Source organism: Pseudomonas sp. HN2 (genome assembly GCF_020736465.1).
Classification (GTDB): Bacteria; Pseudomonadota; Gammaproteobacteria; order Pseudomonadales; family Pseudomonadaceae; genus Aquipseudomonas; species Aquipseudomonas moraviensis_A.
This window is the reverse complement of the sequence record NZ_CP085885.1, coordinates 3,558,391-3,572,791: the sequence shown is the minus strand read 5'-3', so window position 1 is coordinate 3,572,791 and position 14,401 is coordinate 3,558,391. Positions and strand designations below refer to the sequence as shown.

Below are 14,401 nucleotides of genomic sequence, written 5' to 3'. Positions count from 1 at the left end.
GCCACGATGGATGTGCACGCGGTTAAACGGTACATTCGCTTTTTTTCAGATCAGGTAAACAGCATGCGCGTATGGATCGGCACTTTGGCATTGGCCCTGTTGACGGGTTGCTCGTTACCAGCATCGTTGGTGCCGGGCGAGCCAAACCTCAGCAAGACCAGTGACAAGCCTCCCAGAGAATATGCGGCATGTTTGTTACCGTTGTGGCAGAACGACGTCGCCAAGACTGCGCAGACGTCGATTTCCAACGGCTATCGAATTACCGCGCCGAGCATTATCACGGCGGATGAGATTCTCGATATCGTCAAGTACAAGGACGGCAGCAAAGTGTCCCTTTACCAAGGGCCGCCATGGGCCAAGTCCGGGTCGCTGCGCCAATCGGTGCGTGACTGCCTGTAGCCACGCATCTGATTCACAGCAAAGGCAGACACGGAATCCCCGGTGTCTGCCTTTTTTCCTGGATGGAGATTTGATTCAGGGCGCGGTGTTGGCGGTGGGCAATCTCTGTCTGTGGATCGGCTCGAAGGGGTTTTCATTAGAGCGCTGGGATGATCGGGCGCAAACGCTCTGGGCATTTGTGTTTTCGCTGATGCTGGGATTGTTTGCCTGTTACCTGGCTACGAATGACAAATTGCATGGCTGGTTACGCCGGCGAAATGTCACGAAACAATCTTCTTATCCGAGTGAATGGTTCTGCGCTTTTTCCCAATATGAGCGCTTCATAACCCTGCATTTAAATGACGAAAGGCGCGTATTAGGCTGGCCCGTCGAGTGGCCACGCGAATCATCCAATGGTCAGTTCGTGATGAAATACCCGCGTTGGCTCAGCGATGATGGCCAACCGGCACCTATTGGCGCCGAGTTTTTATTGATAGATTCCGCGAAAGTCAAATGGGTTGAGTTCAGCCCAACATCAGAGGGATCAGCATGCCAACTGCCAGAGCACCACAACCCATGCCAAAGCATTTAGAGCGACTCTTTGTCGGGCCGGACGGGAAAATGCTTGAAGTGCCCTTGATCAAGGGGCCCAGTGCGCCGCCGCCTCTGAAACCCCGGCCTACACGATAAGCTTCCTCAGCCCCAACCCTCCACCACCGCCCGGCGAATCGCCTCCAGCAACATCGCGAACGCCGGGTTGTCATTGTTCTCCCGCCAGATCAGATGCAGCTCGCTCTGCACCCCTTCGCCGAGATCGATCTCGCGAAACACCACATTCCTGAACACCACGCTGGTCGCGCAACGCGGTACCAGTGCCAGACCCATGCCGGCGTTGACCAGCGCCAGAATCGTCAGCGAAGACCCCAGCCATTGCACGTAATCCGGTGCCACCCGCGCTGAACGCAGCGTACCGGTCAACAGTTCGTTGAACGGCGGATAAGCTTCATGGGAGTACATCAGGAACGGTTGTTTATCCAGATCAGCGACTGACACTTCAGCCGCGTTTGCCAGCCGATGCCCGCTCGGTACCGCGAGCACGAACGGCTCGCGCACCAGGCATTCGGTGGCATAGCCCGGTTCCTGCAATGGCGCCCGGGCGATGCCCAAGTCGATACGGCGAGCCCTCAACGCCTCGTGTTGCTGATAGGTGTTCATCTCTGCCAGATCGATTTTTACCTGGGGCTGCTTGAGTCGCGCTTCGGCGATCACCTTGGGTAGAAACTCATACACCGCGCTGCCGACGAACGCGATGTTCACCGTACCGATATCGCCCTCGGCAAACCGGCGTGCGGTGACCGCCGCTTGCTGTGCGCGCTCCAGCAGATTCTGCGCTTCAACGAAAAAAGCCCGGCCCGCCGCCGTCAGCGCAACGCTGCGGGTGCTGCGGGTGAATAGCTCGACGCCAAGGTGATGTTCGAGCAATTGAATCTGCCGACTCAGCGGCGGCTGGGTCATGTTCAGGCGTTCGGCGGCGCGGCGGAAGTTGAGTTCCGTGGCGACCGTGGTGAAACAGCGCAGTTGGGTGAGTTCGAACATTGATCTAATCCGGGTATCAATCGAATGCCAGTTTAGATTAGACGGGATCAATGCGCGGCGTCCATGATCGGCTCATCGCTTCAAGCCCATCCCTAAAAAAACAAGATCGGGAGTCGCCCCTTGAAAACCCTCCAGAATCCGCCGGACATCACGGTTCTTGCCCGCGCCGCCGCCAAGGTCAAGCGCCATGTGCTGCCGCTGTTCGTAGTGATGTTCATCGTCAATTACATCGACCGGGTCAACATCGGTTTCGTGCGCAGCCATCTGGAGACCGATCTGGGCATCGGCGCGGCGGCTTATGGATTGGGTGCCGGTCTGTTTTTTATCGGTTACGCATTGTTCGAAGTGCCATCGAACATGTTGTTGCAGCGCTACGGCGCGCGGGTCTGGCTGACCCGGATCATGTTCACCTGGGGCGCTGCGGCCATGGCCATGGCATTTGTCCAGGGTGAAACCAGTTTCTATGTACTGCGCTTTATCCTTGGCGCGGCGGAGGCCGGGTTCTTCCCGGGCATCATTTACTACTTCACCCAGTGGCTGCCGGCGTCCGAGCGCGGCAAAACCATGGCGGTGTTTCTCAGCGGCTCGGCAATTGCCTCGGTGATTTCCGGCCCGGTCTCCGGTGCGCTGCTGCATATCAGCGGCTTGGGCATGCACGGCTGGCAGTGGATGTTTCTGATCGAAGGCGCGGCCTCGGTGGTGTTGTGCGCATTCGTCTGGTTCTGGCTGCAATCGCATCCGCGGCAAGCGAAATGGCTCAGCGAGGAAGAGCGAGACGCGCTGGTCGCGGCGATTGCCGAGGAACAGCGCGCCCGCGAAGCGGTACAAGTCGCCAAGCCGTCGATGTTCAAGCTGCTGGCCGACCGGCAGATCGCGCTGTTCTGCTTCATCTATTTCTCCATTGCCCTGACCATTTATGGCGCGACGTTCTGGCTGCCAAGCATGATCAAGAAGATGGGCAACCTCGGTGATTTCCAGGTCGGGCTGCTTAATTCGATTCCCTGGATTATTTCGATTGTCGCCATGTACGGCTTTGCAGCGATGGCCGGCAAGTGGAAATTCCAACAAGCCTGGGTCGCGCTGACCCTGGTGATCGCGGCCATCGGCATGTTCATGTCGACCACGGGCGGGCCGGTGTTTGCTTTCGTCGCCATCTGTTTCGCGGCCATCGGCTTCAAAGCGGCGTCGGCGCTGTTCTGGCCGATCCCGCAAAGCTATCTGGATGCACGCATCGCTGCGGCGGTGATCGCGCTGATCAACTCCATTGGCAACCTTGGCGGCTTCGTCGCGCCGACCGCGTTCGGCATTCTCGAACAAACCACCGGCTCCATCGAAGGCGGCCTGTATGGCCTGGCAGCGACATCGCTGGTCGCCGCCGTGGTGATCTTCTTCGCCCGCACAGCGCCCGGCGCCAAACGCCAAAACCCGGCAAAGCCAAGTGACGAAGCCGCCGTTGTGGCGCCGGTTCGTCCGGCTGCGAGCCACTGAATCGATTGTTGATCTGTCAGGAGCGTCATCTTGAAAATCACCCGTGTCAGCGTCACCCCGATTGCCTTCCGCGATCCGCCACTGCTCAACGCCAGTGGCATCCACGAACCTTTTGCCCTGCGCTCGATCATCGAGATCGAGAGTGACAACGGCTACATCGGCCTCGGCGAAAGCTACGGCGATGCCCCGGCGCTGGCGATCCAGCAACAATTGCAGAGTCAGTTGATCGGACTTGATCCGTTCAATCTCAATCAATTGCGCGCGATCGTGCAAGCCACCGTAGCGGCGAATAAACCCGCAAGCATCGCTGGCGCCGAACTGGCGCCCGGTTCTCACGCCAGTAAAGCGGTGAGTAATGCCTACTCGGCATTCGAAGTGGCGTTTCTCGATTTGCAGGCGCGCTACCTCAATGTGCCGCTGGTGGACCTGCTCGGCGGGGCGATCCGCGAGGAAGTGCCGTTCAGCGCCTACCTGTTTTTCAAATACGCCGAACATATCGACACGCCCTACAAGCCGGACAACTGGGGCGAGGCGCTGAACGAGCAGCAGATCGTCGCGCAGGCCGCGCGGATGATCGAGGCGTACGGATTCAAGAGCATCAAGCTCAAGGCTGGCACCTTGCCGCCGGAGCATGAAGTGGCGTGCATCAAGGCGCTGAAAAAAGCCTTTCCGGGATTTCCGCTGCGCATCGACCCAAACGGCAACTGGTCGCTGGAGACGGCGATTCGCATGGCCGAACTGCTCGGCGATGATCTGCAGTATTACGAAGACCCGACCCCCGGCCTTGATGGCATGGCCCAATTGCACAAGCGCACCGGTCTGCCCCTGGCGACCAATATGGTGGTCACCGATTTCGACGAGTTCCGCCGCAGCGTTGCGCAGAACAGTGTGCAGATCGTCCTTGCCGACCACCATTACTGGGGTGGTCTGCGTGATACGCAGACGCTGGCAAAGATGTGCGAGGTATTCGGCCTCGGCGTGTCGATGCATTCCAACTCGCACTTGGGCATCAGCCTGATGGCCATGGCGCACGTCGCGGCGGCGGTGCCGAATCTGGATTACGCCTGTGACACTCACTACCCGTGGCAGGAGCCGGACGAGGAAGTGATCAAGGGCGGCAAGCTGCCGATTGTCGATGGCTGCGTGAAGATCACCAGGGCGCCCGGGCTGGGGCTGGAACTGGATCATGAGCAACTGGGCAAGCTGCATGATCAGTACCTGACCTGCGGGATTCGCCAGAGGGATGATGTGCGGCAGATGCAGCGGTACAAGGCGGATTGGCGGGCGGTCAAGCCCCGATTCTGAGGTGTCTGATTTGGCGCTATCGCGAGCAGGCTCACTCCTACAGTTTGAAATGCGCTCCCCTGTAGGAGTGAGCCTGCTCGCGATGGCGCCGGTGCTGTCAAAGCGTCTCCAGCAGCCAATCCCTGAACGCCTTCAACGAAGGCAGATTCTCATTGCGCGGCGGATACACCAGGTAATAGCTGCGCCGACTGGTAATTGGCTCGCCCAGTTGCAGCAATTCGCCCTTGAGCAATTCTTCCTCGACCAGAATTCGCGGCACCAGGCCCACGCCGATATTGGCGCGTACCGCCTGAATCAAGTGAGAGGTCATCTCAAAGCTCGGCCCGATCCTCATGCTGCGGTGCGGCAGTTGATGATGGCTGAACCATTCCGCCCACGCCTGGGCATTGCTGCTGACGTTGAGCAGCAACTGCCCGGCGATGTTCCCCTCGGCCTCGCCGCGTTCAGTTTCCGGCAGCTGCGCGCTGGCAATCACCACCAGTTCTTCGGTGTGCAAGGGCAGGGCAGTCAGGCCTGGCCACTCACCCCCGCCAACGCAGATGGCGGCGTCGATTTCGCTGGTGTCGAAGTCGATGGTCTCGATCCGCGAGTGCAGGTGCACGGTCATGCCCGGGTGCGCCGTGTAGAAATCCTTCAGCCGTGGCAGCAGCCATTTCGACCCGAAGGTCGGCAACGTCGCCAGGCGCAGGCTGTGAATGCCCGAACCAAACGCCATCGCCTGCAACGTCGCGCTGCGAATCTGCCCAAGGGCTTCGGCGAGCTCGCGCTGATACATGCGCCCGACATCGGTCAGTACCACCTGCCGGCCTTCGCGAGTGAACAGGCGCATGCCGAGCATCTTCTCGAGAATCTGTACCTGCCGGCTGACCGCGCTCTGCGTCAGTGACAGTTCATGGGCGGCGCGGGTGTAGCTTTCGTGCCGGGCGGCGGCCTCGAAAGCCAGCAGCAGCGACATGGACGGCGTGAGGGTGCGCGGATTCATTCGTAAAACTCATTGATAGCGGGCCGAATTTACGCTTGTTCCAAGGTTTGCCAGCAATGAACATGGGCGCAATCAGATGGCGGAGCCTGACGCAATCATTCGTTGCGCACAACTGTTCACCGCCACGCAGCCCGATTTGACCGAGATGACCTGACCGATGATTGCCCAACTGTCGCCCGCCAAAGCCCTGACCGGCGATTACCAACAATTCCTCGCGGCCCTGAAAGACAGTGGCTTTCGCGGTGAAATCAGCGCCGATTACGCCAGCCGCGTGGTGCTCGCTACCGATAACTCGATCTACCAGCGCCTGCCGCAAGCGGCGGTGTTTCCGCTGGATGCGGACGATGTGGCGCGGGTGGCACGGCTGATCGCCGAGCCTGCGTACGAGAAAGTGGTAATCACCCCGCGTGGCGGCGGCACCGGCACCAACGGCCAGTCGCTGACGGACGGCATCGTCGTCGACCTGTCGCGGCACATGAACCGCATCCTGGAAATCAACGTCGAACAGCGCTGGGTGCGGGTGCAGGCCGGGGTGGTCAAGGATCAGCTCAACGCCGCGTTGAAATCCGCCGGGTTGTTTTTCGCCCCGGAATTGTCGACCTCGAACCGCGCCACGGTCGGCGGCATGATCAATACCGACGCCAGTGGCCAGGGCAGTTGCACCTACGGCAAGACCCGCGACCATGTGCTGGAACTTGAGATGATCCTGCGCGGCGGCGAGCGTTTGCACGGTCTGGCACTGACGGAGGATGAGCTTGAAAGGCAGTGCGCTCGCAATGATCGGGTCGGCGAAGTCCATCGTTGTGCACGGCAGATCATTGATGAGCAGGGCGAGCTGATCAAGGCACGCTTCCCCGATCTCAACCGTTGCCTGACCGGTTATGACCTGGCGCACCTGCGCGAGGCCGACGGGCGCTTCAATCTCAACAGCGTACTCTGTGGCGCGGAAGGCTCGCTGGGCTTCGTTGTCGAAGCGCGTCTCAACGTGCTGCCGATCCCCAAACATACGATGCTGGTCAATATCCGCTACGCCGGGTTCATGGATGCACTGCGCGATGCGCGGGCGTTGATGGCGCTCAAGCCGTTGTCGATTGAAACCGTCGATTCCAAGGTCTTGTTGCTGGCGATGCAGGACATCGTCTGGCACGGCGTTGCCGAATATTTTCCCGAAAACGCTGAGCGCCCGACTCTGGGCATCAACCTTGTCGAGTTCTGCGGCGACGACCCCGAAGATTTGCAGCGTCGAGTCGAAGTGTTCGTCGAACACCTGAAAAATGATCGCACCGTGGAGCGCTTGGGCCACACGCTGGCGGTCGGTCAGGCAGCGGTGAACAAGGTCTACGGCATGCGCAAACGTGCGGTGGGCCTGCTCGGCAACGTCGCCGGTGAAGCCCGCCCGCAGCCCTTCGTCGAGGACACCGCCGTGCCGCCGCAGCACTTGGCCGAATACATCGCCGAACTGCGCGACCTGCTCGATAGCCATGGTTTGCAGTACGGCATGTTCGGCCATGTCGACGCCGGTGTGTTGCACGTGCGGCCGATCCTCGACATGAAAGACCCGCAGCAAGCGGCGCTGGTGCGCCCGGTGTCCGATGGTGTCGCGTCATTGACCCAGCGCTACGGCGGCCTGCTCTGGGGCGAACATGGCAAGGGCCTGCGTTCGGAGTACGCGCCGGCATTCTTTGGCGAACTGTATCCGGCGCTGCAAGCCTTGAAAGCAGCGTTCGACCCGTTCAACCAGTTCAACCCGGGCAAGATCGCCACGCCTGCCAACGGCGGCGCGGCGCTCCTGAAGATCGATGAAGTGACCCTGCGTGGCGAACTGGATCGGCAGATCGACGAGAAGGTCTGGCAGAGCTACGGTGCCGCCATGCATTGCAACGGCAACGGCGCCTGCTACAACTTCGATCCCGATGACGCCATGTGCCCGTCGTGGAAAGCCACCCGCGAGCGCGCGCAGTCACCCAAGGGCCGTGCTTCGCTGATTCGCGAATGGTTGCGGTTGCAGGGAGAGGCGGGTGTTGACGTGCTTTCGGATGCGATTCGCCAACCGGCGTTCTTCCGCACGCTGTGGCAGCGTTGGCGTAACAGTCGCGATCCGTCGGCGGACTTTTCCCATGAGGTGTATGACGCCATGGCCGGTTGCCTGGCCTGTAAATCCTGCGCGGGGCAATGCCCGGTCAAGGTCAACGTGCCGGAATTCCGCTCGCGCTTTCTTGAGCTGTATCACAGCCGTTACCTGCGTCCGGCGCGGGATTATCTGATTGCTTCGCTGGAATATACGATCCCGTACATGGCGCGAATTCCGGCGCTGTATAACGGTTTGATGGGCGCTGGCCGGGTGCGTGGCGCACTGGCGCGTATCGGCGGCATGGTCGATGTGCCGTTGCTCAGCCGTTTCGATTTCCACGCGGCGATGCGTCGTTGGCAGGTGCAGCCAGCGACGGTTGCGACACTGTCGACGCTCACGTCGCAGCAACGCGAACGCAGCGTGGTCATCGTGCAGGACGCCTTCACACGCTACTTCGAAGCGCCGTTGTTGGCGGATCTGGTCGAGCTGATTTCGCGCCTGGGTTATCAGGTGTATCTGGCACCGTTCAGCGCCAACGGCAAACCGCTGCATGTGCAGGGCTTTCTTTCGGCGTTCAATCGGGCGGCGTTGCGCAACGCTGAGCAATTGCAGGCGCTGGCGCAGACTGGCGTGCCGCTGCTGGGGCTCGATCCGGCGATGACCCTGGTCTACCGTCAGGAGTACTTGAACGTCCCGGGCCTGCAGGCCTGTCCGCAAGTGGCGCTGGTGCAGGAATGGTTGCTCGAAGTCATGCCGGAGCAGACGCCTAAGACTCAGGCCAAAGCGTTCCGCCTGCTCGCCCATTGCACGGAGAAGACCAACGCGCCGGCCGCGACCCGGCAGTGGGAACAGGTTTTCGAACGTGCCGGTTTGCAGCTGGCGACGCAAGCCACCGGTTGCTGCGGGATGTCCGGCACCTATGGCCACGAGGCACGCAATCGCCAGACGTCGGCGTTGATTTACGAGCAGTCGTGGGCGCGTCAGGTGCAGGCGCCGGCGGAGCAGGGCGAGGCGTTGGCGACCGGCTATTCCTGCCGCAGCCAGGTCAAGCGCCAGTCGGATCGGGCGCTGCGCCATCCGTTGCAGGTGTTGCTGGAGGCTCTGCGTCGCTGATCGTGTCGCTGGTGTCCTGGTCCCAGATCAGGCGCGGGTCGAAACTCATCGCCGCGAGCATGGTGAACACCACGACCAGGCCGAAGAACAGGATACCCGGTCGTGGCTCGATATCGCCCAGCGCCTGGAATTTCACCAGTGCCGCGACCAGCGCGACCACCAGCACGTCGAGCATCGACCAGTAACCGATCAGCTCGACGAAGCGATATAACTTCGAACGTTCCCTGCGCGCCCAATCGCTGTTTCGCTGGACGGTGATCAGTAGCAGGGTCAGGGCGACGAATTTGATCCCCGGCACCGCGATGCTGGCGATGAAAATGATCAAGGCAATGTCCCACGCCCCGGCTTCCCAGAACTCCAGCACGCCGCTCATGATCGTGCTGTCGGCACCGTTGCCGAGCATCACCGTGTTCATCACCGGCAGCAGATTGGCGGGAACATAAAAGGCCAGCGCGGCGAGCATGTACGCCCAGGTGCGCGCCAGCGAATTGGTTTTGCGCCGATGCAACGGCGCATCGCAGCGTGGGCACTCGTGTGGCTCGTCGGTCATATCGCAGGCCAGGCCACAGCTGTGGCACAGGCACAGGTTGAGTTCGCTGGCGGTCGGCGGACGCTTCATAAAATGTCCCACAGTTCGCGGATGTCCCGGCCGGCAATGCGGATCATCATCAGGCTCAGCACCGCCAGGGCGAACAGGCCGATCCCGGGCAGCACATCGAGCAGACCGGCGAGTTTGAACACTGCGACCATCGCCCCCAGCAGACACACCTCAAGCATGCTCCACGGGCGCAGGGTTTCCAGCCAGCGCATGCACAGATTGAACCCCGGTGCCCGACGCAGGCCGAGGGCAAAACCCAGCACCCAGACCAGCAGCACCAGCTGAAAGGCCGGAGCGATGATGATCGCAATCGCCGCGACCATGGCGATAAACGTGATCGGTCCCTGGCTCAGCGCCAGCACCGAATCCCACAGCGTCGCGCTGTTTTTCATGCCTTTGAGGCTGATGCTCATCACCGGGTAGAAATTGGCGAACAGCCACAGCATCGCCGCCGTGAACGTCAGCGCCAGACGCTGCTCGATGGTCAGGCCGTTGAAGCGCTGCAGCACGCCACCGCAGCGCACGCACAGGGTTTTCTGGTGCTTGGCGAGCACGACTTTTTCGTACACGCAATCACAGTGCTCGCAGATGATCAGGTGTTCGGTGTTGACCATGGACAACGCTCGAGGAGGGCCGCGACGGCAGGGCAGACCTGTTCACTATAGAAGGCCGGGGCCGATGGGCAACCTTGATCCTGACTTGTTTGGGTTTTGCTTTTTTGATGTTATAAGGTAACGCGAATTTGTGGGCGGCGGTGCGGCCGTCCGGTGTTATCCCTCTCGATTGCGAAAGATCCATGACCCCTGTGCTTCCCCGTTCTGCCCCATTGACGACTGGCCGGCTGCTCTCCATTGATGCGCTCCGAGGCTTGGTGATCCTGTTCATGCTGCTCGATCACGTCCGCGAAACCTTCCTGCTGCACCGCCAGGTGTCTGACCCGATGGACATCGCCAGCACCGAGCCGGCGCTGTTTTTCAGCCGCACGCTGGCGCATTTGTGTGCGCCGGTGTTTGTCTTGCTGACCGGATTGTCGGCCTGGCTGTACGGTGAAAAATACGCCGGCAAAGCCGATGTCAGCGCGTTTCTGTTCAAGCGCGGATTATTTCTGGTGGCGCTGGAATTCACTCTCGTCAACTTCGCCTGGACGTTCCAGTTACCGCCCAGCGTGATCTACCTGCAAGTGATCTGGGCGATCGGCCTGAGCATGATCGCGCTGGCCCTGCTGGTCTGGTTGCCGCGCGCGGTGCTGCTGACGCTGAGCCTGGCGATCATCGCCGGGCACAACTTGCTTGATACGCTGCACTTCCCAGTGGATTCGGCGCTGCATGTGCCTTGGGCGATTCTGCATGATCGAGGCTGGATCGAGATCAGCGACACCCTGCGCTTGCGTACCTCGTACCCGCTGCTGCCGTGGATCGGTGTGATCGGCTTGGGGTACGCGCTGGGCCCGTGGTTTGCCCGAAGTATGGATGCGGCGGTGCGTCAGCGTCGTTTGCTGCTTGCCGGAGTCGGTGGGTTGCTGGGGTTTGCGGCACTGCGCTTGATCAACGGCTACGGCGAGAAACCGTGGGCGGTCAGCGATTCGCTGGTGCAGACGCTGATGAGCTTTTTCAACATCACCAAGTACCCGCCGTCACTGCTGTTCATCGCATTGACCGTTAGCTCCGGCCTGTTGCTGCTGCTCGCCTTCGAGCGCGTGCAGAGTCGCCGCTGGATTGGCTGGCTGACCGTATTCGGCTCGGCGCCGATGTTTTTCTATCTGCTGCATCTGTACGTGTTGAAAGTGTTGTATCTGATTGGCGTGGCGCTGTTCGGCCTGAATCAGGGCAGCTATTTCGGCTTTTCGACGGTGGCGGCAGTGTGGCTGGCAGCGGTGGTCCTTGCCGTGGTGTTGTACCCGGCAGTGCGCTGGTTTTCGCAACTGAAAGCGCGGCGCCGGGACATCAGCTGGTTGAAATATCTGTAACTTGGGCGGACTTGTGGGAGCGAGCCTGCTCGCGAAGAGGTGGTGTCAGTCAATACATTCGGTGACTGACAGAATGCTTTCGCGAGCAGGCTCGCTCCCACAATGGAAGGGTGTTGCGCCCCACATCACCTACACCGCCGTCCCCCTGTGGGAGTGAGCCTGCTCGCGAAGAGGGCGTGCCAGTCAATACTTTCTCGGCGACTGACAGAATGCTTTCGCGAGCAAGCTCGCTCGCACAATGGAAGGTGTTGCGCCCCGACTCACATACGCCGCCGTGCCCCTGTGGGAGTGAGCCTGCTCGCGAAGAGGGTGTGCCAGTCAATACTTTCGGCGACTGACAGACTGCTTTCGCGAGCAGGCTCGCTCCCACAGTGGAAGGGTGTTGCGCCCCGACTCACATACGCCGCCGTGCCCCTGTGGGAGTGAGCCTGCTCGCGAAGAGGGCGTGCCAGTCAATACTTTCGGCGACTGACAGAATGCTTTCGCGAGCAGGCTCGCTCCCACAATTGCTACCGTGATTGGCTTATTTGCGATCCAGCCACACGGTCTGCGCGTTGCAGAATTCCCGTACGCCAAAGTGCGAGAGCTCACGACCGAAGCCGCTCTTCTTCACGCCGCCGAAGGTCACGCGCGGGTCGCTGGCGGAGTAGCCGTTGATGAACACGCCGCCGGTTTCCAGTTCGCTGGTCAGTTGCTGGGCCAGCGCCACGTTGGCGGTGTAGATCGTCGCGGTCAGGCCAAAATCGCTGTCGTTGGCCAGAGCCACGGCGTGCGCGCAATCGCGGGCGGTGATGATCGAGGCGACCGGGCCGAACAGTTCCTGTTTGAACGAAGTCATGCGGTCAGTGACATCGGCCAGAACCGTCGGCTCATAGTAGTTGCCGGCGCCTTCGGCCTTTCTGCCACCGAGCAACAGCGTCGCGCCTTCTTCAAGGGTGTCGCGCACTTGCTGATCGAGTTCGTCACGCAGATCGAAACGCGCCATCGGCCCGATGTAAGTGTCGGCGTTCAGCGGATCGCCCATTTTCAACTGGCGTGTAGCTTCAACGAACTTACGCGTGAATTCCTCGACCACTCCTTGTTCGATGATCAGGCGCTTGGCAGCCGCGCAGACCTGCCCGGAGTTCTGATAACGACCGACTACCGCCGCATGCACGGCTTCATCCAGATCGGCGTCATTAAGCACAATGAATGGATCGGAACCGCCGAGCTCCAGCACGCACTTCTTCAACGCTGCACCGGCCTGAGCACCGATGGCCATGCCGGCGCGGACGCTGCCGGTCAGCGTCACGGCGGCGATGCGCGGATCGGCGATGGCGGTGGAAACGCCTTCCGGGGTGACGTTGAGCACTTCGAACACGCCGTCGGGGAAACCGGCGCGGACGAACGCATCGCGCAGCAGATAAGCGCTGCCCATCACGTTCGGCGCATGCTTGAGCACGTAGGTGTTGCCGGCAAGCAGCGTCGGCACCGCGCCGCGCAGCACCTGCCAGATCGGGAAGTTCCACGGCATCACCGCCAGAATGGGCCCCAGCGGGCGATACTCGATGCGCGCCTTGCCGCCTTCAACTTGTGTGGCCTCAGCATCGAGCATGGCCGGGCCGTGTTCGGCGTACCACTCGCAGAGCTTGGCGCATTTCTCGATTTCGCCACGGGCCTGAGTGATCGGCTTGCCCATTTCCTGGGTGATCATCGTCGCCATCGCTTCTGAGGTTTCACGCAGCGCGCCGGCCAGAGCGGTCAGCAGGCTTGAGCGATCCTGCAGCGGCTTGCGCTTCCACTTGCCGAAGCCGTAAGCGGCGCGGGTCAGTGCTGCATCGAGGGCAGCGGCGGATTCAAACGCGTAGTGACCGATCTGCTCGCCGGTGGCGGGGTTGATCGAGATGGCGTGGGTCTGGCTGGAAATCTGGCTCATGGCGTTGTCCTTCATGTTCGTCGGATGGGCCAAGAGTAGGGTGGTGTTTGTTTTCTGGAAACTGAATAATAAAGATCGTTTCCTTCACGTTTGGAGAATGACCGTGGATCTGGTGCAACTGGAAATCTTCAAGGCCGTGGCCGAGCACGGCAGCATCAGCGCCGCCGCCACGCAGATTCACCGCGTGCCGTCGAACCTGACCACGCGGATCAAACAGCTGGAGCAGGATCTCGGTGTCGATCTGTTCATCCGCGAGAAAAGCCGTCTGCGTTTGTCGCCGGCCGGGTGGAGTTTTCTCGAATACACGCGGCGCATTCTCGATCTGGTGCAGGAAGCCCGGGCCACGGTGGCGGGGGAGGAGCCCCAAGGCGCATTTCCTTTGGGCTCGCTGGAAAGTACTGCTGCAGTGCGCATTCCTGAACTGCTGGCGGCGTACAACCAGCAGCATCCGAAGGTCGACCTCGACCTCTCGACCGGGCCATCGGGGACGATGATCGACGGCGTGCTGTCCGGGCGTCTTGCCGCTGCATTTGTCGACGGCCCGGTACTGCATCCGGCCCTGGAAGGCGTGCCGGCGTTCGAGGAGGAAATGGTCATCATCGCGCCGCTCAATCATTCACCGGTCGAGCGTGCGGCGGACGTGAATGGCGAAAATATCTACGCTTTTCGTTCCAACTGTTCCTACCGTCACCATTTCGAAAAATGGTTCAGCACTGACGCCGCCGTGCCCGGCAAGATTTTCGAAATGGAGTCCTACCACGGCATGCTCGCCTGCGTCAGTGCCGGTGCTGGCCTGGCGTTGATGCCACGTAAAATGCTGCAGAGCATGCCCGGCAGCGCGACGGTCAGCGTCTGGCCGCTGACGGCGGATTTTCGCTATCTGACTACCTGGCTGGTGTGGCGTCGGGGCACGGTGTCGCGCAGTCTGAGCATGTTCGTGCGGTTGCTTGAGGAGCGTGGCGTGGTGAGTGAACAGGGCTGAGCGCAGG

Annotated in this window: 12 protein-coding genes; 7 read left to right on the top strand and 5 right to left on the bottom strand. The window is 60.9% G+C overall.

Features of this window, described 5'->3' with window-relative positions:
• The first annotated feature begins 63 nt into the window (after nucleotides 1-63).
• A complete protein-coding gene (locus LIS66_RS15410; protein ID WP_123419353.1) occupies nucleotides 64-399 on the top strand; it encodes a hypothetical protein in 336 nt (111 codons plus the stop codon).
• A 70-nt stretch (nucleotides 400-469) separates the two neighbouring features.
• The gene (locus LIS66_RS15405; protein WP_322746231.1) at nucleotides 470-970 is read left to right on the top strand and encodes a DUF6338 family protein; all 501 of its coding nucleotides are present in this window, start codon (nucleotides 470-472) and stop codon (nucleotides 968-970) included.
• Nucleotides 971-1,074: 104 nt separating this feature from the next.
• Here LIS66_RS15405 and LIS66_RS15400 read toward each other — a convergent pair whose 3' ends face one another.
• Nucleotides 1,075-1,974 carry a LysR family transcriptional regulator gene (locus LIS66_RS15400; protein ID WP_064363475.1) on the bottom strand — a complete coding sequence of 300 codons (900 nt, stop codon included), beginning with the start codon at nucleotides 1,972-1,974 and terminating at the stop codon, nucleotides 1,075-1,077.
• A 120-nt stretch (nucleotides 1,975-2,094) separates the two neighbouring features.
• Here LIS66_RS15400 and LIS66_RS15395 point away from each other — a divergent pair, with 120 nt between their 5' ends.
• A complete protein-coding gene (locus LIS66_RS15395; RefSeq protein ID WP_227972509.1) occupies nucleotides 2,095-3,462 on the top strand; it encodes an MFS transporter in 1,368 nt (455 codons plus the stop codon).
• A 30-nt stretch (nucleotides 3,463-3,492) separates the two neighbouring features.
• Nucleotides 3,493-4,767: a glucarate dehydratase family protein gene (locus LIS66_RS15390; RefSeq protein WP_227972508.1), complete on the top strand. Its 1,275-nt coding sequence runs from the start codon at nucleotides 3,493-3,495 to the stop codon at nucleotides 4,765-4,767.
• A gap of 97 nt (nucleotides 4,768-4,864) precedes the next feature.
• Here LIS66_RS15390 and LIS66_RS15385 read toward each other — a convergent pair whose 3' ends face one another.
• Nucleotides 4,865-5,749: a LysR substrate-binding domain-containing protein gene (locus LIS66_RS15385; protein ID WP_227972507.1), complete on the bottom strand. Its 885-nt coding sequence runs from the start codon at nucleotides 5,747-5,749 to the stop codon at nucleotides 4,865-4,867.
• Between the two features lie 157 nt (nucleotides 5,750-5,906).
• On the opposite strand from LIS66_RS15385, the gene LIS66_RS15380 reads away from it, so the two are divergent.
• Complete coding sequence (locus LIS66_RS15380) at nucleotides 5,907-8,933, top strand: FAD-binding and (Fe-S)-binding domain-containing protein (protein WP_227972506.1); 3,027 nt, start codon at nucleotides 5,907-5,909, stop codon at nucleotides 8,931-8,933.
• Here the strand turns inward: LIS66_RS15380 and LIS66_RS15375 are convergent.
• A complete protein-coding gene (locus tag LIS66_RS15375) occupies nucleotides 8,866-9,552 on the bottom strand; it encodes a paraquat-inducible protein A (protein ID WP_083352561.1) in 687 nt (228 codons plus the stop codon). The genes LIS66_RS15380 and LIS66_RS15375 overlap by 68 nt on opposite strands.
• Complete coding sequence (locus tag LIS66_RS15370; protein ID WP_042606737.1) at nucleotides 9,549-10,145, bottom strand: paraquat-inducible protein A; 597 nt, start codon at nucleotides 10,143-10,145, stop codon at nucleotides 9,549-9,551. The genes LIS66_RS15375 and LIS66_RS15370 overlap by 4 nt, the downstream gene beginning before the upstream one ends.
• A gap of 182 nt (nucleotides 10,146-10,327) precedes the next feature.
• Here LIS66_RS15370 and LIS66_RS15365 point away from each other — a divergent pair, with 182 nt between their 5' ends.
• Nucleotides 10,328-11,497 carry a DUF1624 domain-containing protein gene (locus LIS66_RS15365; protein ID WP_227972505.1) on the top strand — a complete coding sequence of 390 codons (1,170 nt, stop codon included), beginning with the start codon at nucleotides 10,328-10,330 and terminating at the stop codon, nucleotides 11,495-11,497.
• Between the two features lie 523 nt (nucleotides 11,498-12,020).
• Here the strand turns inward: LIS66_RS15365 and LIS66_RS15360 are convergent.
• Nucleotides 12,021-13,412, bottom strand: coding sequence for an aldehyde dehydrogenase family protein (locus LIS66_RS15360; protein ID WP_064363470.1), 1,392 nt, complete (start codon nucleotides 13,410-13,412; stop codon nucleotides 12,021-12,023).
• Nucleotides 13,413-13,515: 103 nt separating this feature from the next.
• On the opposite strand from LIS66_RS15360, the gene ptrR reads away from it, so the two are divergent.
• The gene (gene ptrR, locus LIS66_RS15355; protein WP_064363692.1) at nucleotides 13,516-14,394 is read left to right on the top strand and encodes a putrescine utilization regulator PtrR; all 879 of its coding nucleotides are present in this window, start codon (nucleotides 13,516-13,518) and stop codon (nucleotides 14,392-14,394) included.
• Nucleotides 14,395-14,401: the final 7 nt, after the last annotated feature.

Coding starts and splice junctions, on each gene's coding strand:
- LIS66_RS15410 (WP_123419353.1), top strand. CDS start 64: ATGCGCGTATGGATCGGCACTTTGGCATTGGCCCTGTTGACGGGTTGC.
- LIS66_RS15400 (WP_064363475.1), bottom strand. CDS start 1,974: ATGTTCGAACTCACCCAACTGCGCTGTTTCACCACGGTCGCCACGGAA.
- LIS66_RS15385 (WP_227972507.1), bottom strand. CDS start 5,749: ATGAATCCGCGCACCCTCACGCCGTCCATGTCGCTGCTGCTGGCTTTC.
- LIS66_RS15380 (WP_227972506.1), top strand. CDS start 5,907: ATGATTGCCCAACTGTCGCCCGCCAAAGCCCTGACCGGCGATTACCAA.
- LIS66_RS15375 (WP_083352561.1), bottom strand. CDS start 9,552: ATGAAGCGTCCGCCGACCGCCAGCGAACTCAACCTGTGCCTGTGCCAC.
- LIS66_RS15370 (WP_042606737.1), bottom strand. CDS start 10,145: ATGGTCAACACCGAACACCTGATCATCTGCGAGCACTGTGATTGCGTG.
- LIS66_RS15365 (WP_227972505.1), top strand. CDS start 10,328: ATGACCCCTGTGCTTCCCCGTTCTGCCCCATTGACGACTGGCCGGCTG.
- LIS66_RS15360 (WP_064363470.1), bottom strand. CDS start 13,412: ATGAGCCAGATTTCCAGCCAGACCCACGCCATCTCGATCAACCCCGCC.